This is a genomic window from Amycolatopsis sp. YIM 10 (genome assembly GCF_009429145.1).
Lineage (GTDB): Bacteria > Actinomycetota > Actinomycetes > Mycobacteriales > Pseudonocardiaceae > Amycolatopsis.
This window is the reverse complement of sequence record NZ_CP045480.1, coordinates 7,050,773-7,070,037: the sequence shown is the minus strand read 5'-3', so window position 1 is coordinate 7,070,037 and position 19,265 is coordinate 7,050,773. Positions and strand designations below refer to the sequence as shown.

The following is a 19,265-nucleotide window of genomic DNA, read 5'->3' as shown; positions in this document are numbered from 1 at the left end:
AGGGGAGAGCTGAACAACGGAGGTGACCAGGGTGCGGATACTCGGTATCAATGCCGTTTTCCACGACCCCGCCGCGGCACTCGTGGTCGACGGGCGGGTGGTGGCCGCGGCGGAGGAGGAACGGTTCAGCCGCCGCAAGCACGGCAAGCGGCCGGTGCCGTTCTCCGCCTGGGAGCAGCCCGAGCAGGCCGCGCGCTGGTGCCTCGAGCAGGGCGGGATCGACGTGACCGAGCTGGACGCGGTCGGCTACTCCTACGATCCTTCGCTGGTCGACCACGACGCCGGCGGCCTGGATCCGGCCTGGGAGGAATTGCGCACGACCTATGCGAGTCGTGCGCCGTTCTTCCTGAAAAGCGCGTTGCCCGGACTGGATCCGGATATCGTCCATTTTGTCCGTCATCATGTGGCGCATGCGGCATCGGCCGGGCTTGCCGCGCCATTCCGGGATTCGGCGGTCATGGTCGCCGACGGCCGTGGGGAGAACATTTCCTACCTCGCCGGGGAATACCGTGACGGCAAACTGCTGGAATACGCGACGCAGTCGTTGCCCCATTCACTGGGGCTGCTGTACGAGGACCTCACCGAGCACCTCGGCTTCGCCAGGTCCAGCGACGAGTACAAGGTCATGGCACTGGCGTCCTACGGCAGGCCCCGGTTCGAAGCCGAGTTCCGGGAGCTGGTGCGCACCACGGGTGACGGCGGTTTCCGCACCGATCCGGTCGACTGGGCCGCCTTCGCGCCCCGCCGGACCGGCGGTTTCGAGCAGGAGCACGCCGACCTGGCCGCGACCGTCCAAAAGCGACTTGAAGACGTGCTGCTCGAACTGGCGCGGTGGCTGTGCGAGCAGACCGGGCAGAGCAGGCTGACGCTGGCGGGCGGCACCGCGCTCAACTGCGTGGCGAACAGCCGCCTGTACCGCGAAGGACCGTTCGAGGAGATCTGGGTGCAACCGGCCTCCGGTGATTCGGGTACCGCGCTCGGTGCGGCACTGCACCTAGCCGCGGAGGCGGGCGAGCCGATCGAGCCGATGCCCGGTGCCGATCTCGGCCGCGGCTGGACCGACGACGAACTGCGGCGCTGGCTCGATCGCGCCGGGGTGCGCTACGAGCGCCCGGACGACGTGGCGGACACCGTCGCCGAAGCGCTGGCGGACAACCGGATCGTCGCCTGGTTCCAGGGCCGCGCCGAATTCGGGCCGCGGGCGCTGGGGCACCGGTCCCTGCTGGCGCACCCCGGGCACAAGGCGAACCTGGAGCGGCTCAACGAGGTCAAGGGCCGTGAGCAGTTCCGCCCGGTGGCCCCGATGGTGCTCGCCGAGCGGGCCGCCGAGATCTTCGCCGGTGGTCCGCTGCCGAGCCCGTACATGCTCTTCGTGCACGACGTCGATCCCGGGTGGACGGACCGGATCCCGGCGGTGACCCACGTGGACGGCACGGCCCGGATCCAGACCGTCGACGCGGCGGAGAAGCCGTTGCCGGCCAGGATGTTGCGGGCGTTCGCCGACCGCACCGGGTTGCCGGTGGTGGTCAACACCAGCCTGAACACCGCGGGCCGCCCGATGGTCGACGATCCGCGCGACGCGCTCGAATGCTTCGGTTCCAGCCCGGTGGACCTGCTGGCCATCGGCCCGTTCGTGGTGCGGAGGCCGTGATGACCGACTACACCGTGGTCGTGCCGACCACCGGGCGGCCGACGCTGCACACCCTGCTCGGCGGACTCGACCACGGCGACGGCCCGGCCCCGGCGGAGATCATCGTGGTCGACGACCGGCCGGGCGGCGGCGAACTCGAACTGCCCGCACTGGACCTGCCGGTACGCGTGCTGCGTTCCGGCGGGCGCGGCCCGGCGGGTGCCAGGAACCTGGGCTGGCAGGCCGCGAGCACCGAGTGGATCGCCTTTCTCGACGACGACGTGCGGGTGCCCTTCGACTGGCGGCAGCGCCTGGCGGAGGACCTGCGCGACGACGTCGACGCCTCGCAGGCCCGCATCCGCGTGCCGCTGCCCCCGGACCGCCGCCCCACCGACGACGAGCGCGGCACCGCCGGTCTGGCCACCGCCCGGTGGATCACCGCCGACATGGCTTACCGCCGCCGGGTGCTGGTCGCGGTGGGCGGCTTCGACGAACGCTTTCCCCGTGCCTTCCGCGAAGACGCGGATCTCGCCCTGCGCGCGGAGCGGGCGGGCTACCGGCTGGCGGTCGGGGACCGGGTCGCCATCCACCCCGCCCGCCGGTCCGGCTTCTTCGCCAGCGTCCGCGCGCAACGCGGCAACGCCGACAACGCCCTGATGCGGGCGAAGTTCGGGCGCGGCTGGCGCACGGACACCGGCGAAGGCCCGGGACGCACCGGCAGGCATGCGCTGACCACCGCGAGCGCCGCGGCGGCGCTCGGGCTCGCGCTGGCGAAGCGCCCGTGGGCCAAGTTCGCCGCCGGCGCCTGGCTGGGGCTTACCGCGGAGTTCGCCGCGCGCCGGATCCTGCCGGGGCCGAAGTCGCCCGAGGAGATCGCGCGCATGCTCGTGACGAGCGTGCTCATCCCGCCGGTCGCGTCCGCGTACCGGCTGGCGGGTGAGGTCCGCGCGCGCTCGGCCCGTCCTCCGGCGGCGGTGCTGTTCGACCGAGACGACACGCTGATCACCGACGTGCCCTACCTCGCCGACGCCGAGCAGGTCGAACCCATGCCGGGCGTCGAAGAAGCGTTGCGGCGCCTGCGTTCGCGCGGTGTCCGGGTCGGCGTGGTGAGCAACCAGTCGGGGATCGCGCACGGGCTGATCACCCCGGAGCAGCTGACCGCGGTGAACTCCAAAGTGGACGAACTGCTGGGACCCTTCGACACCTGGCAGGTCTGCGTGCACCGCGACGCGGACGCCTGCGGCTGCCGCAAACCCCAGCCGGGTCTGGTCGAGCAGGCCGCGCGCGAACTCGACGTGCCGGTGGAGCGGTGCGTGGTCATCGGTGACATCGGCTCGGACGTGCGGGCGGCGCTGTCCGCCGGCGCACAGGCGATCCTGGTGCCGACCGAGAAGACCAAGCCCGAGGAGATCGAGCACGCGCGCCGGTACGCGCGGGTCGCGGAAACCGTGGACGACGCCGTCGAGTTGGTGTTCTCGTGAGCGGGCACGTGCTGGTGGTCCGGTCGGACAATCTCGGCGACGTACTGCTCGCCGGACCGGCCGTCCGTGCCGTGGCCGCCGGTGCCGACGAGGTGACGTTCCTGGCGGGACCACGCGGCCGGGCGGCGGCGGAGCTGCTGCCCGGGGTGGACCGGGTGCTCGAGTGGTGCGTTCCGTGGATCGACCCGGAACCGCCCGAGATCACCGCGGCCGGCCTGGCCGGGTTTCGCGACCGGATCCGGGCGCTGGCCCCGGATCGGGCACTGGTGCTGACTTCGTTCCACCAGTCGCCGCTGCCGATGGCACTGGCGCTGCGCGAGGCCGGGGTGCGGTGGATCGGCGCGATCAGCGAGGACTACCCGGGCGCGCTGCTCGACCTGCGCCACCGGGTCGACGGCGATCCGCCCGAAGCCGAGCGGGCGTTGTCGCTGGCCGAAGCCGCCGGTTTCCGGCTTCCGCCCGGTGACCACGGGAAGCTGGCGATCACCGGGCCACTGCCCGAGATCACCGCGCTGACCGGCGAGCCGGGCTACGTGGCCGTGCACCCCGCCGCGTCGGCGCCCGCCAGGGAGTGGGGCGTCGAGCGGTACGCGGCGGCGGCCCGGCTGCTGATCGAGCACGGGCACCGGGTGGTGCTCACCGGCGCGCCGGCGGACCGGGAACTGGCCCGCCGGATCGCCTGCCCCGGCGCACTGGACCTGACCGGCCGCACCGGACTGGCCGAGCTGGCCGCGGTGCTCGCCGGGGCCGCGGTGGTGGTGGCGCCGAACACCGGCCCCGCCCATCTCGCGGCAGCCGTGGGCACACCGGTGGTCTCGCTGTTCGCCCCGGTGGTGCCCGCCGCGCGCTGGGCCCCCTACGGCGTGCCGGTGGTGCTGCTGGGTGACCAGGACGCGGCGTGCCGCGGCAGCCGGGCCAGGCGGTGCCCGGTCCCCGGTCACCCGTGCCTGGACCAGGTGGGCGCGGACGAGGTGCTGGACGCGGTGCGGCGGCTGACACAGCGGCTGTCGGCGGAGCTGGAGCACACGGGAGGTGCAGCGTGATCACGGAACATTTCACGGCGCTCAGTGAAGCGCTGGGGCGGCTGGGTGCCGCCGCCCCGACGATCGACCGGTGGGGACGGCACCTCGCCGAGGTCCTCGGCTCCGGCGGGCGGCTGCTGGCCGCGGGCAACGGTGGCAGCGCCGCCGAAGCCCAGCACCTGACCGGCGAACTGGTCGGCAGGTACCTGCACGACCGGCCGCCGTTCTCGGCGATCGCGCTGCACGCGGACACCTCCGCGGGTACCGCGATCGTCAACGACTACGGCGAGCAGGAGATGTTCGCGCGGCAGGTCCGGGCGCACGGCCGCCCCGGTGACGTGCTGGTGCTGCTGTCCACCAGCGGCCGCAGCCAGAACGTGTGCGCCGCCGCGAAAACCGCGCACGAGGAGGGGCTGACCACCTGGGCGCTGACCGGGCCGCTGCCCAACAGCCTGGCCGGGTTGTGCGACGACGCCATCGCGGTGGAGGCCGATTCCACCGCCACGGTGCAGGAAGCGCACCTGGCGATCGTGCACACGCTCTGCGCGGTCTTCGACCGGGCCATCGGGGTGGAAGGCATGGTCGCGTGAGCCGGGGTCCGCTGGTCGTCGTGGGCGACGCGCTGCTCGACATCGACGTGGACGGCACCGCGGACCGGTTGTGCCCCGAGGCACCGGTGCCGGTGGTGGACGTGGTGCGCGAATGGCAGCGCCCCGGGGGCGCGGGCCTCGCCGCCAAGCTCGCCGCGCGCTCGGCGCCCGAGGTCGTGCTGCTCACCGCGCTCGGTGACGACGAGGCGGGGGAGCGGCTCCGGACGCTGCTGGGCACCGAAGTCGACGTGCTCGCCCTGCCGCTGGACGGTGGCACGCCGAGCAAGAAGCGGATCCGCGCGGGTGGTCAGCCGATCGTCCGGCTCGACGAAGGCGACGGGCGGATGGCCGACATCCGGTCCCACGCCGGGGTGGCCGACCTGCTGGCGAGCGCGTCCGGGGTGCTGGTCGCCGACTACGGCCGGGGCGTCGCGGGCAACGCGATGATCCGCCGCCTGCTCGCCGAAGCCGCCCGCCGGGTGCCGCTGGTGTGGGACCCGCACCCCCGCGGCGCCCAGCCGGTGCGCGGCAGCAGGCTGGTCACGCCCAACGACACCGAGGCCGCCCGGTTCGCCGGCGGGCACGGACCACCCGACGAACTGGCGCGCACCCTGCGCGCCCTGTGGGGCTCCGCCGCCGTCGCGGTGACGCTGGGCGCCGACGGGGCCGTGCTCGCCGACGAGGAGCAGACCAGGATGGCCGTGGTACCCGACGGCTGCCGCGTGTCCGCCGGTTCGCGGCCGGACACCTGTGGTGCGGGCGACCGGTTCTCCAGCGCCGCGGCGGCCGCGCTCTACGACGGCGCCGATCTTCCCGAAGCCGTGGAGGTCGCGGTCGAGGCGGCGGCCCGGTTCGTGGCGGCGGGTGCGGCGAGTTCGCTGTCCGAGCAACCACCCCGGTCGCGGGGCGCGCTGGACACCGGCGGCCAGTCGGCGTTCGCGCTGGCGGCGAAGATCCGGGCGCGCGGCGGAAAGCTGGTGGCCACCGGCGGTTGCTTCGACCTGCTGCACCCGGGGCACCTGACGTTGCTGGAACAAGCCCGCGCACTGGGCGACGCGCTGGTCGTGTGCCTGAACTCCGACGAGTCCGTCCGGCGCCGCAAGGGCGAGAGCCGCCCGATCCTGGCCGCGCCCGACCGGGCCCGGCTGCTGAACGGGCTGGCCGCGGTCGACGCGGTGGTGGTGTTCGAGGAGGAAACCCCGGAACGGCTGCTCGACCGGCTCGCGCCGGACGTGTGGGTCAAGGGCGGGGACTACACCGGAGCGGACCTGCCCGAAGCCCGGGTCGTCCGGCGGCACGGCGGGGAGGTCGTGCTGGTGCCGGTGCTCGACGGTTACTCGACCAGCCGCCTGGTCGCCCGATGAACCCCCGAACGCACGGCAAAGGAGGAACATGACAGAGCTGGGCACGGTGCTGATCTCCGGTGGTGCTTCCGGACTCGGCGCCGCCACGGTGGAAGCGGTGCGGGAAGCCGGTGGCACGCCGCTGGTGCTCGACCGCCACCCGCCCGCGAGCGGGGTGCCGCACGAGCAGGTCGACGTGACCGACACCGAGGCCACCACCGCGGCCGTGCACCGGCTCGCCGAGCGGGCGGGCGGGCTCGACGCGGTGTTCACCGCGGCCGGGGTGGACGTGCCGGGCACCCTGACCTCGGTCCCGGTGGACACCTGGGAGAACGTGGTCCGGGTCAACCTGTTCGGCACCGCCGCCGTGGTGCGGGCCGCCCTGCCGTATCTCGAGCGCGCCCGCGGCACGGTGGTCACCTGCGCGTCCACGCTCGGCGTCAAGGCGGTCAGCGACGCGACCGCCTACTGCGCCGGGAAGTTCGGCGTGGTCGGCTTCACCAGGGCGCTGGCGGCGGAAACCGCCGGCCGGGTCGGCGTCACCCTGCTGGTGCCCGGTGGCATGCACACCGCGTTCTTCGACGCCAGGGAGGACCGGTACAAGCCACCGGCGGACGCGAAGCTGAACCGGCCGGAGGACGTGGCCAGGACCGTGGTGTTCGCGCTCAGCCAGCCGCCCGGCTCGCAGGTGCGCGAACTCGTGGTCTGCTCGGACGAAGAATCCTCCTGGCCATGAGCGGGGTCCTGGTCCTGCGGGCACTCGGGCTCGGTGACCTGCTGGTCGCCGTGCCCGCGTTGCGCGGGCTGCGCCGCGCGTTCCCCGGCGAGCGGATCACGCTGGCCGCGCCCGAGCCGTTCCGCGCACTGCTCCCGTTGCTCGGCGCGGTGGACGAGCTGCTGCCGACGCCCGGGCTCGGTGCGCTGCGCGCCCCGCCGGAGCGACCGTCGGCGCTGGTCAACCTGCACGGCAGCGGACCGGAGAGCATCGCCGACCTCGACGCGGTGGCGGCGGGCGCGCCGGTGCTGACCCACGCCCATCCCGCCTTCCCGCAGCATCCGGGTCCACAGTGGACGGAAGACCTGCCGGAGCGGGTGCGCTGGTGCGGTTTGCTGGCCTACTACGGGATCGAAGCGGACCCGGCCGAGCTGCGCATCGGGCGTCCGGACGAGCCGAGCCCGGCACCGGGCGCGGTGGTGGTGCACCCGGGGGCCGCGTTCGGTGCCCGGCGCTGGCCCGCCGCGCGGTTTTCGTCCGTGGCAAGGGAACTGGCGGCCGACGGGCGGCGCGTGGTGATCACCGGCTCGGCGGCGGAGCGGGACCTGGCCGGGGAAGTGGCCGCCGGTGCCGGGCTCGGTTCCGGCGCGGTGTTCGCCGGGCGGACCGATCTCCGCGAGCTGACCGCGCTGGTGTCCGACGCCTGCCTGGTGATCTGTGGCGACACCGGGGTGGCGCACCTGGCCTCGGCCCGTGGCACCCCCTCGGTGCTGCTGTTCGGTCCCACCCCGCCCGCGCGCTGGGGACCGCCACCCGGACGGCCGGAGCACGTCGTGCTCTGGCGGGGCACCACCGGCGACCCGTTCGCCGGCCGCCCGGGCCCCGGCCTGCTGCGGATCGAAGTCCCCGAAGTGGTGTCGGCGGCCCGGCTGGCACTGGGAGGTGTACGCGATGGCTGACCGTCCGGTCGGCGTGGTCGGGGCCGGGTACGTCGGCCTGACCACCGCCGCCTGCCTTGCCCACCTCGGGCACCGGGTGACCTGCACCGACATCGACAGGTCCAAAGTGGACCGATTGAACCGCGGCGAGGTGCCGATCCACGAACCCGGCCTGCCCGAGCTGGTGACCGAAGGGCTCGGCACCGGGCGCCTGCGGTTCACCGGCTCGGCCACCGGCCTGCGTGACGCGGAGGTGGTTTTTGTCTGCGTGCCGACGCCGATGGGGGACCGGGGCGAAGCGGACCTGCGGACGCTGGAGTCGGCGCTGCGGGAGCTGGGCACGCTGCTCGCGCCCGGCACCGTGCTGGCGCTCAAGTCGACCGTGCCGGTGGGCACCACCGCGCGCGTGCCCGAGCTGACCGGCCGCGACGACCTCCCCGCGGTGAGCAATCCCGAGTTCCTGCGTGAGGGGTTCGCCGTGCGGGACTTCCTCGAACCAGACCGGATCGTGCTCGGCGGCGACCGCGGACTGTCCGAAGTGGAATCCCTGTACCGCGGGCTGGACGCCCCCGTCGTCCGCGCCGACGCGGCGAGCGCCGAACTCGGCAAGTACGCCTGCAACGCCTTCCTCGCGTTGAAGCTGTCCTACGCCAACGAACTGGCCGAGTTGTGCGAGCAGGTCGGCGCGGACGTCCGCCAGGTGACCACGACGATGGGCCTCGACGACCGGATCGGCCCGGCGTTCCTGCGGCCCGGTCCCGGCTGGGGCGGGTCCTGCCTGCCGAAGGACGTGGCGGCGCTGCGCCGGTCCGCGAGCGATCGCGGCCTGCGGTTCGGGCTGCTGCGGGCTGCCGAGCACACCAACGCCGTCCAGCACGAGCGGATCGTGCGCAAGGTGCAGGACCTGCTCACCGGCTCGCCGTACGGTTCACCGGCGGGGGCCCGCGTCGGCCTGCTCGGCCTGACCTTCAAGGCGGGCACCGACGATCTGCGGGACTCACCGGCACTGGCGGTCGCCGCCCGGCTCGCCGCGCGCGGCGCGGTGCTGACCGGCTACGACCCCGCGGTGCCCGCCGCCAGGGGTGGTGCGCTCGCGGACGTCCACGTGGTGGACGACCCGTTGCTGGTGGCCAAGGACGCCGCGGTGCTGGTGGTGCTCACCGAGTGGCCCGAGTTCCGCGAACTGGACTGGGCGCAGCTGGCCCAGCTCGCCGACCGCGCCGCGGTGGTGGACACCCGGAACCTGCTCGACGCCGAACGCCTGGCGGCACACGGGTTCACCTGCCGCGGCATCGGCATCCCGATCGGATGAGGAGGGCTCATGCCCAACATCAGTGAACTGCTCACCGCCGCCCGCCAGGCCCAGCGCGCCTGGGCCGCGACACCGGTGACCGAGCGCGGCGCCGCGTTGCGGACGGCGGCCGCGGCGCTCCGGGAACGGGCGGGGGAACTGGCCAAGGCCAACGAATCCGACACCGGCCGCCCCGAACCGGAAGCGATCGAGGGCGTGCTGGCCGGAGCCGGCACGCTCGAGCAGTACGCCGAACTGGGCCCGGTCCACCGCGGCCGGACCCTGCGTGGTGACCTCTCGGCGACGGACTTCATGGTGCCCGAACCCCGGGGCGTGGTGGTCGCGCTGACCCCGTGGAACGACCCGGTGGCGGTCGCGTGCGGTCTGCTCGGCGCGGCACTGGTCACCGGGAACACGGTGGTGCACAAGCCGAGCGAGCGCGTGCCGTCGACCGGGGCGCTGCTCGGGGAGATCCTCGACGACTGCCTGCCGGGCGGTGTGCTGCGCACCGTGCCGGGGGACGGGCTCGTCGGCGCGGAACTGGCCGGGCACCACGGCGTCGATCTGGTCGCGCACGTGGGCAGCGTCCGGGCCGGGCGGGCGATCGCGCTGGCCACCGCCCGCACCGGGGCGAAGGCGTTGCTGGAGAACGGTGGCAACGATCCGCTGGTGGTCGACGCGGACGTGGACCCGGCCTGGGCCGCCGGGCAGGCGGCGCTCGGCGCGTTCGCCAACTCCGGGCAGATTTGCGTCGCGGTGGAACGGATCTACGTGCACGAGGCGATCGCCGAGCCGTTCGTGGCCGCGCTGGTGGTGGAGGCTCGTTCCCGTGGGCTGCTCCCGCTGGTGGACAACCGGCAGCGGGACGAGGTCGACGCGCACGTCCGCGACGCGGTGGCGAACGGCGCGCGGTTGCTGGTGGGCGGCGAGGCGCCGGCGGGGCCCCAGTACCCGGCCACCGTGCTCACCGAGTGCACGGCCGGGATGCGGGTGATGCGGGAGGAGACCTTCGGCCCGGTGGCGCCGGTGCGGGTGGTCCGCGACTTCGACGAGGGCATGGCCGAAGCGGTCACCGGCGCGTACGGGCTCGCGGCCACCGTGCTGACCGGCTCGATGGCGAACGCGCAGCGCGCCTGGCGTGAACTGCCGGTGGGCACGGTGAAGGTGAACTCGGTCTTCGGCGGTGCTCCCGGCGGGGCGGCCGAACCGCGCGGGGTCAGCGGCAACGGCTTCGGGTACGGCCCGGAACTGCTAGACGAGATGACGCGGGTGAAGGTGGTGCACCTCGAACCCGCTCCCTGAGCACAATCGGGAGAAAGGACGACCGATGACCAAGGCCAGGGACATCATGACCGCCGACCCGCAGTGCGCGCGTTCCTCGGACACGGTGCTGGACGCGGCGAAGAGGATGGCCGAACTCGGCGTCGGCGCGCTGCCGATCCGCGGCGAGGACAACCGGCTCAAGGGCATGCTCACCGATCGGGACATGTGGTCAAGGTACTGGCGGAGGGCAAGGACGCGCGGGCGCTCTCGGCCGGGGAACTCGCCCAGGGCGAGGCGGTCACGGTGGGCGCGGACGACTCGGCGGACGAGATCCTGCGCACGATGAGCGAGCACGAGGTGCGCCGCCTGCCGGTGATCGACGGTCACGACCTGGTGGGCGTGGTCAGCCAGGCCGATGTGGCCCGCGCGCTGCCGAACCCCACCGCGGGTGAGCTGGTCGAGGCCCTCTCCGTCGACCGCTGACCGGCCTCAGGCCAGGTGAGCGCTGATCGGGATGACCAGCGGGGTACCGGCCACCGGATCGGCGATCACCTGCGCGGAGAGGCCGAAAACCTTGTCCAGCAACGGTTCGGTCAGCACTTCGGCCGGGCTTCCGTGGGCGAGGACGTGCCCGTCGCGCATCGCCACCAGTGTGTCGGCGTAACGCGCGGCCAGGTTCAGGTCGTGCAGGACCATCACCACCGTCGTGCCGCGTTCGGTGTGCAGGCGGTGGACCAGGTCGAGCACGTCGATCTGGTGCGCCAGGTCGAGATAGGTGATCGGCTCGTCGAGCAGCAGGAGATCGGTTTCCTGGGCCAGGGTCATGGAAATCCAGGCGCGCTGGCGCTGGCCGCCGGAGAGGTGGTCGACCGGGCGGTCGGCCAGTTCCGCCATGCCGGTGAGGGTGAGGGCGCGTTCGATGGCGCCTTCGTCGCTCGACGACCACTGGCGGTACCAGCGCTGGTGCGGATGACGGCCGCGGGCGACCAGGTCGGCCACGGTCAGGCCCTCCGGTGCGAGCGGCGACTGGGGCAGCAGGCCGATCACGCGCGCCACCTCCCTGGTCGGCACGCTGCTGATCTGCTTGCCGTCCAGCAGCACCGTGCCGGACACCGGCCGCAGCAGCCGGGCCAGCGCACGCAGCAGGGTCGACTTGCCGCAGCCGTTCGGGCCGATGATCGCGGTGATCGTGCCGTCGAGCACATCGAGGTCGAGATCGTCGACCACCACGCTGTCGCCGTAGCCGAGGCGCAGCGATTCGGCCCGCAGGCGGATTTCCGTGGTCACGCTCGTGCCTCCCGGCGGCTCCGGACGAACAGGTAGATGAGGTAGGGCGCGCCGAGGATCGCGGTGAGCACGCCGACCGGCAGCGCCGGGAGCAGCAGGCGGGTCACCAGGTCCGCGGACACGGTCAGCAGCGCGCCGATGAGCATGGAGCCGACCAGCGGTGGCTGGGCGGAGCGGGTCAGCCGCAGCGCGATCTGCGGGGTGGCCAGCGCGACGAAGGTGATCGGCCCGGCCGCCGAGGTGGCCACCGCCGCCAGTGCCGCGCCCAGCAGCAGGAGCGTGCCGCGCGCGGCGTCCACCCGGATGCCGAGGCCACGCGCGGTTTCGTCGCCGAACTGCAGGCCGCCGATGGTGTGCCCGCAGACCAGCGTGACCGGCACCAGGACCACCAGCGCCAGCAGCACCGGGCCGACGGCGTCCCAGCTGGTCTCGGACAGGCTGCCGACGATCCAGGTGACCGCGCGGGCGGCGTCGTTGACGTCGCCGATGGTGAGCAGCCAGTACACCGTGTTGTAACCGATCGCGGACAGCCCGATGCCGACCAGCACCATGCGGTAACCGTCGATGCCGCGCCGCCACGACAGCGCGTAGAGCAGCACCCCGGCGACGATCCCGCCGAGCAGCCCGGCCAGTGGCACACCGAGCGCGCTCACCGCGCCGCTGACCTGGCCGCGGTATCCGCCGAGCACGATGACCGCGACCGTGGCGGCTCCGGCGCCCCAGGTGATGCCGAGCACGTCCGGACTGGCCAGTGGGTTGCGGGCGAGTGACTGGAACAGCGCGCCGGAGAGCCCGAGCGCGGCACCGACCAGGACGCCGGTCAGCGTGCGCGGCAGCCGCAGGTCGAAGATGATGCCCTGTTCGCGGGCGGTGCCGCCGCCCAGCAGCGTCTTCAGCACGTCCGGCACGGCGATGTGCGAGCTGCCCAGGCCGATGTTGACCGCGGCCACCAGCACCAGCAGCACCGCCGCCCCGGCCGCGACGGCGACCACGCGCGGGCGGACGGTCCAGGCGAGCGGTCCGGCCGCCACCACTTTGCGCGTCATATCCTGGCCAGCCCCTTCCGCCGCACCAGCACGATGAACACCGGCGCGCCGAGGATCGCCAGCAGGATGCCGACCTCGAAGCTGTCGCCGGTCAGCACCCGGCCCAGCACGTCCGCGGCCAGCAGCAGCGCCGCGCCCAGCAACGCGGAGAACGGGACCAGCCACCGGTAGTCCGGCCCGGTGATCGCCCGCGCCAGGTGCGGCACGACCAGGCCGAGGAAGGCGATCGGCCCGCAGGCCGCAACCGCCGCGCCGACCAGCAGGGTGATCGCCACCACGCCGAGCGCGCGCGTGGCGCCGACGCGCTGGCCCAGCGCCCTGGCCACGTCGTCACCGAGGGCGAGCGTGTTCATGCCCGGGGTGTTGACCACCGCCAGCACCAGCCCGAGCAGGAGGAACGGCAGCAGCTGCCCGGTCACCCCGAAGTCCCGCCCGGCGATCGAGCCGACCCGCCAGAACCGGTAGATCTCCATGCCCTGGTCGTTGCCCAGCACCACGGCGGAGATCAGGCCGTGCAGCAGCGCGCTCACCGCCGCCCCCGCGAGGGCGAGCGTCACCGGGGTGGCACCGCGTCCGCCGATGGCGCCGAGCACAAAAACCGCGACGCTGGCGAGCATCGCGCCCGCGAAGCCGAACCAGATGTACTCGTAGATCCCGTTCGCGCCCAGCGTGACGACGGCGAACACCACCCCGAGCGCGGCGCCCTGCGTCACGCCCAGCAGTCCGGGATCGGCCAGCGGGTTGCGGGTGTGGCCCTGCATCAGCGCGCCCGCCGCGCCCAGCGCCAGCCCGGCCAGCACACCGATCAGCGTCCGCGGCACGCGCAGCGAGCGGACGATGATGTCCACCTCCGTCCCGTTCGGACGGACGAGCGCGGTCCAGACGTCACCGAGCGGAATCGTCCGGGTACCGAACACGATGCTCGCCGCGCCCAGTGCCAGCAGCAGGAAAACCAGCGCGACCAGGCCGAGAACGCGGCGTCGCCGCCGGTCGGCGAGGCCGGCCGTGGCCGCCACCGGCACCGGCGTTGCTGTCATCTGGGTTACTCCGGCTTCCACTTCGGACGGACGTCGGCCTATGGTCCTTTAGGCAAGCCTAACCGCAGGGAGAGGGTCCCGATGACGAGACCATGGCGAACGGCGCTCGCGCTGTCCGTGACCGCGTTGCTGTCGCTGACCGCGTGCGGTGGTGGTGGCGAGGAAGCCGCCCCGCAGGACGCGGCGGGCGGGGCCGGTTACCCCCGCACCATCGACCACGTGATGGGCTCGGCCACACTGGAGACCCAGCCGAAAACGGTGGCGGCGCTGGATTCCAGCTACGTCGACGCCGCGCTCGCGCTGGAGACGAACGTGGTGGCGTACACCAAGTACCGCAACTACGACTCGCTCCCGGACTACCTCGGTGAGAGCCGCAAGTACGGCGAGGGCGCCCAGCAGGTCGGTCCACTCGAGAATCCGGACGTGGAGAAGCTCTACGACATCAAGCCGGACCTGATCGTTTCGGCCAAGGTGCGGCACGAGAAGTTCTACGAGCAGTTCACCAAGGTCGCGCCGACCATCTTCAGCCAGACCACCGGCGGCACCTGGAAGGACAACCTGCGGCTGCTCGCCAGGGCGCTCGGCAAGGAAAGCCTGGCGGAGCAGAAGATCGGCGACTACGAGAAGCGCGCCAAGCGCATCGGTGACGAGATCAAGGCCAAGCTGGGCAAGGACCCGAAGGTCTCGGTGGTGCGGTTCGTCGAGGGCGAGCCGACCGTGCGCCTGTACAGCAGCGCCTCCTATCCCGGCATCGTGATGGCCGACGCCGGTCTCGGCCGTCCCGACGGGCAGCCGGACAACAAGGAGAAGATCTCGGTCGACCTCAGCCAGGAGGACATCACCAAGCTCGACGGGGACATGCTTTTTGTCGCCGCCTACCAGGACGAGACGAAGCAGGCCGAGGACCCCAAGGCGAAGTTCCAGTCGAACCCGTTGTGGGGCACGCTCAAGGGCAAGATCGTCGACGTCAACGACACGACCTGGTTCACCGCGGTCAGCCTGCAGGGCGCCAACGCCATGCTCACCGACCTCGCCACCCAGTTCGGCGTCACCCCGTAACCCGCGGCCGGGCACCGGGCAGCCGAACCTCGCGGACAGTTGAAAATGATAATCATTTTGAGCTAGACTGCCATGGTACCCGGATGCGGGATCGACGCGGAGAGGGAGCAGGCCGGATGAAGGTGCGGAAGTCGTTGCGCTCGCTGAAGAACAAGCCGGGCTCGCAGGTGGTGCGCCGCCACGGCAAGACGTTCGTGATCAACAAGAAGAACCCGAAGTTCAAGGCGCGCCAGGGCTGAGGGCGCTCGGCATGAGCGAGACCGCGGCCTGGGACGACGAACTGGCCACAGTGGAACGTGATGGCGCGGTGGGCGAGCCGATGGTGCGCCAGGCGGTGCGCTGGCTCGCCGGGAGGCGACCGCTCGGCGGCTCCCGCGTGCTCGACGTGGGAGCGGGCCTCGGTAACGCCACGGTGTTATTGGCCGAGGAATTCGCGGCCAGTGAAGTGATCGCGGTCGATCCCACGGCGCGGTTCACCGCCAGGGCCGCCGCCCGGTTCGCCGAACGGGGCCTCGGTGACCGGGTGCGGGCCGAGCCCGGCGCGATCGGCGGCCAGGAACTGGCCGGGCTGGCACCGGCCGACGTCGTGTGGTGCGCGCACGTCGTGCACCACCTGCCCGATCCGGTGGCGGCGTTGCGGGAACTGGCTTCCCTGCTCGTTCCCGGCTCGGGCGTGCTCGCCGTCGCGGAAGGCGGCTTGCCGTCGCGGTTCCTGCCCGGCGGCTACGGGGTGGGCCACCCGAGCTTCGTGAACCGGCTGGAAGCGACGCTGAGCGACCACTTCGCCGGATCGTGGTCGCTGACCGACGCCGCCGTCGGCGGCGGCCGGGACTGGCCGTTGCTGTTCGCCGACGCCGGTCTGCGCCACAGCGAGAGCCGCACGTTCCTGCTCGACCTGCCCGCTCCGGTCAGTGACGAGGTCCGCGCGCACGTGGTCGGCCGCTTCACCCGGATCCAGCGGCTGATCGGCGAGAAGCTGCGGGCCGAGGACGCCGCCGCGCTGGCCAGGCTGCTCGATCCCGGCGATCCGCTGGCGCTGGCCAATCGCCCGGACCTGTTCGTGCTCCAGGCCACCACCTGGCACCTGGGCACCACGGCCTGACGCGCGGTCAGACCGCCAGATCCCGCCGGGTGTAGCCGAGCGCGCCGAGCGCGGTGCAGGCGATCGCCAGGACGAGCAGGCCGGTGGTGCCCGCCCAGTCGGGCGCGGTGTCGGGAACGGCGGCCAGGTGAGCGAACGGCGACAACTCCAGCAGCCACCCGGTCGCACCCGCGTTCTGCGCGATCACCTGGTAGAAGAATCCGCCGACGGCCGGAACGGCACCGAGTGCGACGGTGGCCTTGGGCAGCCAGCCGAGGCCGAGCACCGCCGCGCCCAAGGAAAGCAGTGCGATGGGCACGATGTTGAGTGCCCCGGCCAGCGCGCCCGGCAAGCCCAGCGCCGCCCCGGCAGCGGTCGCACCCGCCCACATGGCCAGCCCGCCGGCACAGCTGAGCACCACGGTTCCCCCTGCCACGACAACGAGTTCCGCGCCGAGCAGCCGCCCGCGCGAGAGCGGCAGGCCGAACAACAGGACCGCGCGGCGGCTGCTTTCGTCCTCGGCGAAGGACCCGAGCCGGACCGCGGCGTACATACCCGCGGGAATGGCCAGAAGGCTGAACATGGCGGCGGCGAAACCCTCCGGCGAACCCAGTCCGCCGAAGCCCGCTCCGGCCGCGAGTTCGCTGAAGCGCCGGTTGTCGGTCATGAATCGGCTGATCGACAGGGTGAGCAGGCCGATCAGCAGGTAGTAGGCGCCGATGCCGAGCACCCAGCCGGTCCACGGCCGAAGCGCCCGGCGGAGCGCGAATCCGCTCACCGAGCGCAGCAGCCGGGTGCGGGCGCGGCGGTGCGCGTCGAAGGTCAGCGGCGCGCTGTGCAGGTCCCGGCGACCGGCCAGCGCGACGGCCAGGATAGCGAGCAGGAACGCCAGCGGGATCAGCACGAGCAGGGGACCGGGGTGGTTCCCGGCGTAGGGCTGGAGCTGGGCGAACAGACCGAACGGGCTCAGCCAGTGGACCCACGTCGCGGCGTCCAGGCCATCGCTGACCATTCTGGCGAGCAGTGCGGCGCCGAGCACGGCCACCGCCGCGCCGGTGGCCGGTGCGCGGGCGGGCAGCAACTGGGCGCCGAGCCCGCCGACGGCGGCGAACACCCAGCCGATCGCGGTCACCCCGGCGCCGTGCAGCACGGCCCCGGCCGGGTCGGTGCCCGTGCCGATGAGGGCCGCGGTGACCGCCGCACCGGCGGCCAGCAGCACCACGGCGAGCACCGCGAGCCGCCGGACGAGCAGGCCGCGCGCGGTGATCAGGCCGGACAGCAGCAGGTCCCAGCGCCCGGCGTCCTCGTCACCGCGGGTCAGCCGGGTCGTGGTGAGGATCGCCCACACGCCGACCAGCACCGCGATCGGCGTCCCGGTGCGCCAGACGGTGAAGCCGCCGGGATCGTCGAGTGCCAGCGGCGGGCCGAACAGGGTGCGGATGGCCGGGTTGGCGGCCAGTGCTTGCAACGCGCCACCGTCCAGCGCACCGGCGAACGTGGTCTGGTACTGCCCGGCCACCAGCGCGGACATCCCGGCGGCGAGCGCGATGACGGTCAGCGCGCCGAACCGCAGCTGCCGCAGCGTCAGCGCGATCATCGGACCGGTTCCCCGTAGTAGTCGAGAAAAATCTCGGCGAGGCTGGGTTCGCGCATGCTGATCGCGGTCACCGAACTCGACGCCAGCGCGCGCAGGGTGGCCGACGGCGGCCCGGTCAGGGAGAAGCGAAGGCGTCCGCCGTCCAGCCGCTCGACGCCGGAAATCCCGGGCACCCCGGCCAGATCCGGGGTGCTGCCGGTGTAGCCGACCTCTACCTCGGTGCGGCGCAACCGGCGCAGCTCGGCGACCCCGGCGACCTCGACCAGCTCACCGGCGCGCAGGATGCCGACCCGATCGCAGACCGCCTCCACCTCGGCGAGCAGGTGGGAACTCAGGAAGATCGTCTGACCGCGTTCGCGTGCTTCGGCCACGCACCGCTGGAACTCCCGCTCCATCAACGGATCCAGTCCGCTGGTCGGTTCGTCGAGCACCAGCAGCCTGGCCCGGCTGGCGAAGGCGGCGATCAGTGCGACCTTCTGGCGGTTGCCGGTGGAGTAGGCCTTGGCCCGCTTGCCGAGGTCCAGGTTGAACCGTTCGATCAGGCTCGCGCGGTAGGCCACGTCCGGTGCGGGACCGATCCGGCCGACCAGCGCGAGGATCTCCGCGCCGGTGAGGTTCGGCCACAGCGCCACGTCGGCGGGTACGTGCGCGAGGTGGCGATGCGCCAGGCGGACGTCGGCGGCGTCGTCACCGAAGATCGTGGCCGTGCCGGCGGACGGCCGGATGAGCCCGAGCAACATGCGGATGGTGGTCGATTTCCCGGCCCCGTTCGGGCCGAGGAAGCCGAACACCTCACCGGCGGGAACCGAGACGGACAGGTCGCTGACCGCGGTCGTGGTGCGGAACCGCTTGGTCAGCCCTTGCGTGCGAATGGCGTCGGCGGACATGGGAAGCCCTTTCGTCGGCAGTGGGCAACGACTGCCGACCAGACTTCCCGGCGCACCTGCTGGAACCGTACTCCCCGGCGGGCCGGGTGTCATAACGAATGGCTCACCCGTTGCGCGAGTTCGCGCCGCCAGATGTGCCCGGCGTCCTGGGTGTGCACCGGGTGCCACCAAAGCGCTTCCCGCAGCGGCACCGCCGGGAACGGGCACGGCAGCACGCGCCCCCGGCGTGGCGAGCCGGTCGGCCAGGTGCTGCTGGATCATCGCGATCCGGCAGCACCGCCGCATCGAGGAGAAGGAATCGGTGCCGGTGCGAGCCCGAGGTCACCGACCAGTGGGCACCGGGGGCTGCCTCGCCGAGTTGTGGGGCAAGGGCGGCGACCGGTCACCGCTGCGCCCGGCGACACCGTGCGCCTCGTCGTCGAGGGGATCGGCGACCTGACTACCACCGTGGTTCCCGGAGTCGACCCCCACCCCCTGCCCACTGCCCGGCGCCACCGGTGTAGGTGACGCTGTTAGTCCATAATGGACGAAAGATGCGCGCGAGACGGCCGTGTCGGGTGTTCACCTGACACGGCCGTCTCGCTGTCCGTTATAGGTTCCGGTCTCATCGGCGACTGTTCGCGAAACGACCACAAGCGACAGCTCCGATTTGTTGCGGCAAAACAGGAAACTGGCAATGGGGGCATGACGGCATGACTGGTGGGTTCGGCGCGGTCTTCGACGATTTGCACCAGACGGCGAGCAGGATCACCGACGTTGTCGCGGGGGTCGAAACCCTGCCGTGGGACGGGCCGAGCGGGGTTTACGGCAACTCGGCCGTGGAGACCGGCTGGGCCCGGTTCATCGAGAACGCGAAGGTTCAGGTCAACGGACTGCGGGGGAAGGCGAACGAGCACGGGGAGCTGGTGCGTGTCGCGGCCGGTGAGTACCAGGTGTCGGACGACGAGTCCGGGCGGGCGCTGTCCGGGTCCGGTATCGCGGCGCTGCTGAACCCGTGA

General features: G+C 72.7%; 18 protein-coding genes and 1 pseudogene. 14 read left to right on the top strand and 5 right to left on the bottom strand.

The features are described from left to right. The first annotated feature begins 31 nt into the window (after positions 1-31). The 10 genes and pseudogenes from YIM_RS33270 (at position 32) to YIM_RS33225 (ending at position 10,756) form a co-directional block, all read left to right on the top strand. Positions 32-1,651 (top strand): carbamoyltransferase C-terminal domain-containing protein, encoded by a 1,620-nt coding sequence (locus tag YIM_RS33270; protein WP_153034080.1) that lies wholly within the window; start codon positions 32-34, stop codon positions 1,649-1,651. Then, positions 1,651-3,111, top strand: coding sequence for an HAD-IIIA family hydrolase (locus tag YIM_RS33265; RefSeq protein ID WP_153034079.1), 1,461 nt, complete (start codon positions 1,651-1,653; stop codon positions 3,109-3,111). Before YIM_RS33270 ends, YIM_RS33265 begins: the two co-directional genes overlap by 1 nt. Next, complete coding sequence (locus YIM_RS33260) at positions 3,108-4,154, top strand: glycosyltransferase family 9 protein (protein ID WP_194239841.1); 1,047 nt, start codon at positions 3,108-3,110, stop codon at positions 4,152-4,154. Before YIM_RS33265 ends, YIM_RS33260 begins: the two co-directional genes overlap by 4 nt. Continuing rightward, positions 4,151-4,723 carry an SIS domain-containing protein gene (locus tag YIM_RS33255; RefSeq protein ID WP_153034078.1) on the top strand — a complete coding sequence of 191 codons (573 nt, stop codon included), beginning with the start codon at positions 4,151-4,153 and terminating at the stop codon, positions 4,721-4,723. Before YIM_RS33260 ends, YIM_RS33255 begins: the two co-directional genes overlap by 4 nt. After that, positions 4,720-6,087, top strand: coding sequence for a D-glycero-beta-D-manno-heptose 1-phosphate adenylyltransferase (gene rfaE2, locus YIM_RS33250; protein WP_153034077.1), 1,368 nt, complete (start codon positions 4,720-4,722; stop codon positions 6,085-6,087). The genes YIM_RS33255 and rfaE2 overlap by 4 nt, the downstream gene beginning before the upstream one ends. 28 nt (positions 6,088-6,115) lie before the next feature. Beyond that, positions 6,116-6,802 (top strand): SDR family oxidoreductase, encoded by a 687-nt coding sequence (locus YIM_RS33245; RefSeq protein WP_153034076.1) that lies wholly within the window; start codon positions 6,116-6,118, stop codon positions 6,800-6,802. After that, positions 6,799-7,740: a glycosyltransferase family 9 protein gene (locus YIM_RS33240; RefSeq protein WP_153034075.1), complete on the top strand. Its 942-nt coding sequence runs from the start codon at positions 6,799-6,801 to the stop codon at positions 7,738-7,740. Before YIM_RS33245 ends, YIM_RS33240 begins: the two co-directional genes overlap by 4 nt. After that, positions 7,733-9,031: a UDP-glucose/GDP-mannose dehydrogenase family protein gene (locus tag YIM_RS33235; protein WP_153034074.1), complete on the top strand. Its 1,299-nt coding sequence runs from the start codon at positions 7,733-7,735 to the stop codon at positions 9,029-9,031. Before YIM_RS33240 ends, YIM_RS33235 begins: the two co-directional genes overlap by 8 nt. Positions 9,032-9,040: 9 nt before the next feature. Then, on the top strand, positions 9,041-10,312 hold the full coding sequence (locus YIM_RS33230) for an aldehyde dehydrogenase (protein ID WP_153034073.1): 1,272 nt from the start codon (positions 9,041-9,043) through the stop codon (positions 10,310-10,312). Positions 10,313-10,337: 25 nt separating this feature from the next. Continuing rightward, a pseudogene (locus YIM_RS33225) lies at positions 10,338-10,756 on the top strand (CBS domain-containing protein). 6 nt (positions 10,757-10,762) lie between these two features. On the opposite strand, the gene YIM_RS33220 reads toward YIM_RS33225, so the two are convergent. From YIM_RS33220 to YIM_RS33210, 3 genes are read right to left on the bottom strand one after another with little or no spacing between them, the layout of a single operon-like run. Then, a complete protein-coding gene (locus YIM_RS33220; protein WP_228004163.1) occupies positions 10,763-11,560 on the bottom strand; it encodes an ABC transporter ATP-binding protein in 798 nt (265 codons plus the stop codon). Next, positions 11,557-12,606, bottom strand: coding sequence for an iron chelate uptake ABC transporter family permease subunit (locus tag YIM_RS33215; RefSeq protein ID WP_153034072.1), 1,050 nt, complete (start codon positions 12,604-12,606; stop codon positions 11,557-11,559). Before YIM_RS33215 ends, YIM_RS33220 begins: the two co-directional genes overlap by 4 nt. Further along, positions 12,603-13,643: an iron ABC transporter permease gene (locus YIM_RS33210; protein ID WP_153034071.1), complete on the bottom strand. Its 1,041-nt coding sequence runs from the start codon at positions 13,641-13,643 to the stop codon at positions 12,603-12,605. Before YIM_RS33210 ends, YIM_RS33215 begins: the two co-directional genes overlap by 4 nt. Before the next feature lie 81 nt (positions 13,644-13,724). Here YIM_RS33210 and YIM_RS33205 point away from each other — a divergent pair, with 81 nt between their 5' ends. The 3 genes from YIM_RS33205 to YIM_RS33195 all read left to right on the top strand — a co-directional run bounded on the left by YIM_RS33205 (position 13,725) and on the right by YIM_RS33195 (position 15,804). Next, complete coding sequence (locus tag YIM_RS33205; RefSeq protein WP_194239840.1) at positions 13,725-14,702, top strand: ABC transporter substrate-binding protein; 978 nt, start codon at positions 13,725-13,727, stop codon at positions 14,700-14,702. 116 nt (positions 14,703-14,818) lie between these two features. Then, the gene (gene ykgO, locus YIM_RS33200) at positions 14,819-14,941 is read left to right on the top strand and encodes a type B 50S ribosomal protein L36 (protein ID WP_037360975.1); all 123 of its coding nucleotides are present in this window, start codon (positions 14,819-14,821) and stop codon (positions 14,939-14,941) included. Positions 14,942-14,952: 11 nt separating this feature from the next. Beyond that, positions 14,953-15,804: a class I SAM-dependent methyltransferase gene (locus tag YIM_RS33195; RefSeq protein WP_153034070.1), complete on the top strand. Its 852-nt coding sequence runs from the start codon at positions 14,953-14,955 to the stop codon at positions 15,802-15,804. A 7-nt stretch (positions 15,805-15,811) separates the two neighbouring features. On the opposite strand, the gene YIM_RS33190 is transcribed toward YIM_RS33195, so the two are convergent. Next, on the bottom strand, positions 15,812-17,380 hold the full coding sequence (locus tag YIM_RS33190) for a polyketide antibiotic transporter (protein WP_153034069.1): 1,569 nt from the start codon (positions 17,378-17,380) through the stop codon (positions 15,812-15,814). After that, the gene (locus tag YIM_RS33185) at positions 17,377-18,267 is read right to left on the bottom strand and encodes an ABC transporter ATP-binding protein (RefSeq protein WP_153034068.1); all 891 of its coding nucleotides are present in this window, start codon (positions 18,265-18,267) and stop codon (positions 17,377-17,379) included. The genes YIM_RS33190 and YIM_RS33185 overlap by 4 nt, the downstream gene beginning before the upstream one ends. Before the next feature lie 692 nt (positions 18,268-18,959). On the opposite strand from YIM_RS33185, the gene YIM_RS33180 reads away from it, so the two are divergent. After that, positions 18,960-19,265, top strand: a complete 306-nt coding sequence (locus YIM_RS33180; RefSeq protein ID WP_153034067.1) for a hypothetical protein — start codon at positions 18,960-18,962, stop codon at positions 19,263-19,265.

Excerpts from the sequence above, each read along its gene's own strand:
- YIM_RS33265 (WP_153034079.1), top strand. The coding sequence starts at position 1,651 with ATGACCGACTACACCGTGGTCGTGCCGACCACCGGGCGGCCGACGCTG.
- YIM_RS33245 (WP_153034076.1), top strand. The coding sequence starts at position 6,116 with ATGACAGAGCTGGGCACGGTGCTGATCTCCGGTGGTGCTTCCGGACTC.
- YIM_RS33240 (WP_153034075.1), top strand. The coding sequence starts at position 6,799 with ATGAGCGGGGTCCTGGTCCTGCGGGCACTCGGGCTCGGTGACCTGCTG.
- YIM_RS33235 (WP_153034074.1), top strand. The coding sequence starts at position 7,733 with ATGGCTGACCGTCCGGTCGGCGTGGTCGGGGCCGGGTACGTCGGCCTG.
- YIM_RS33230 (WP_153034073.1), top strand. The coding sequence starts at position 9,041 with ATGCCCAACATCAGTGAACTGCTCACCGCCGCCCGCCAGGCCCAGCGC.
- YIM_RS33215 (WP_153034072.1), bottom strand. The coding sequence starts at position 12,606 with ATGACGCGCAAAGTGGTGGCGGCCGGACCGCTCGCCTGGACCGTCCGC.
- YIM_RS33210 (WP_153034071.1), bottom strand. The coding sequence starts at position 13,643 with ATGACAGCAACGCCGGTGCCGGTGGCGGCCACGGCCGGCCTCGCCGAC.
- YIM_RS33205 (WP_194239840.1), top strand. The coding sequence starts at position 13,725 with ATGACGAGACCATGGCGAACGGCGCTCGCGCTGTCCGTGACCGCGTTG.
- ykgO (WP_037360975.1), top strand. The coding sequence starts at position 14,819 with ATGAAGGTGCGGAAGTCGTTGCGCTCGCTGAAGAACAAGCCGGGCTCG.
- YIM_RS33195 (WP_153034070.1), top strand. The coding sequence starts at position 14,953 with ATGAGCGAGACCGCGGCCTGGGACGACGAACTGGCCACAGTGGAACGT.
- YIM_RS33190 (WP_153034069.1), bottom strand. The coding sequence starts at position 17,380 with ATGATCGCGCTGACGCTGCGGCAGCTGCGGTTCGGCGCGCTGACCGTC.
- YIM_RS33185 (WP_153034068.1), bottom strand. The coding sequence starts at position 18,267 with ATGTCCGCCGACGCCATTCGCACGCAAGGGCTGACCAAGCGGTTCCGC.
- YIM_RS33180 (WP_153034067.1), top strand. The coding sequence starts at position 18,960 with ATGACTGGTGGGTTCGGCGCGGTCTTCGACGATTTGCACCAGACGGCG.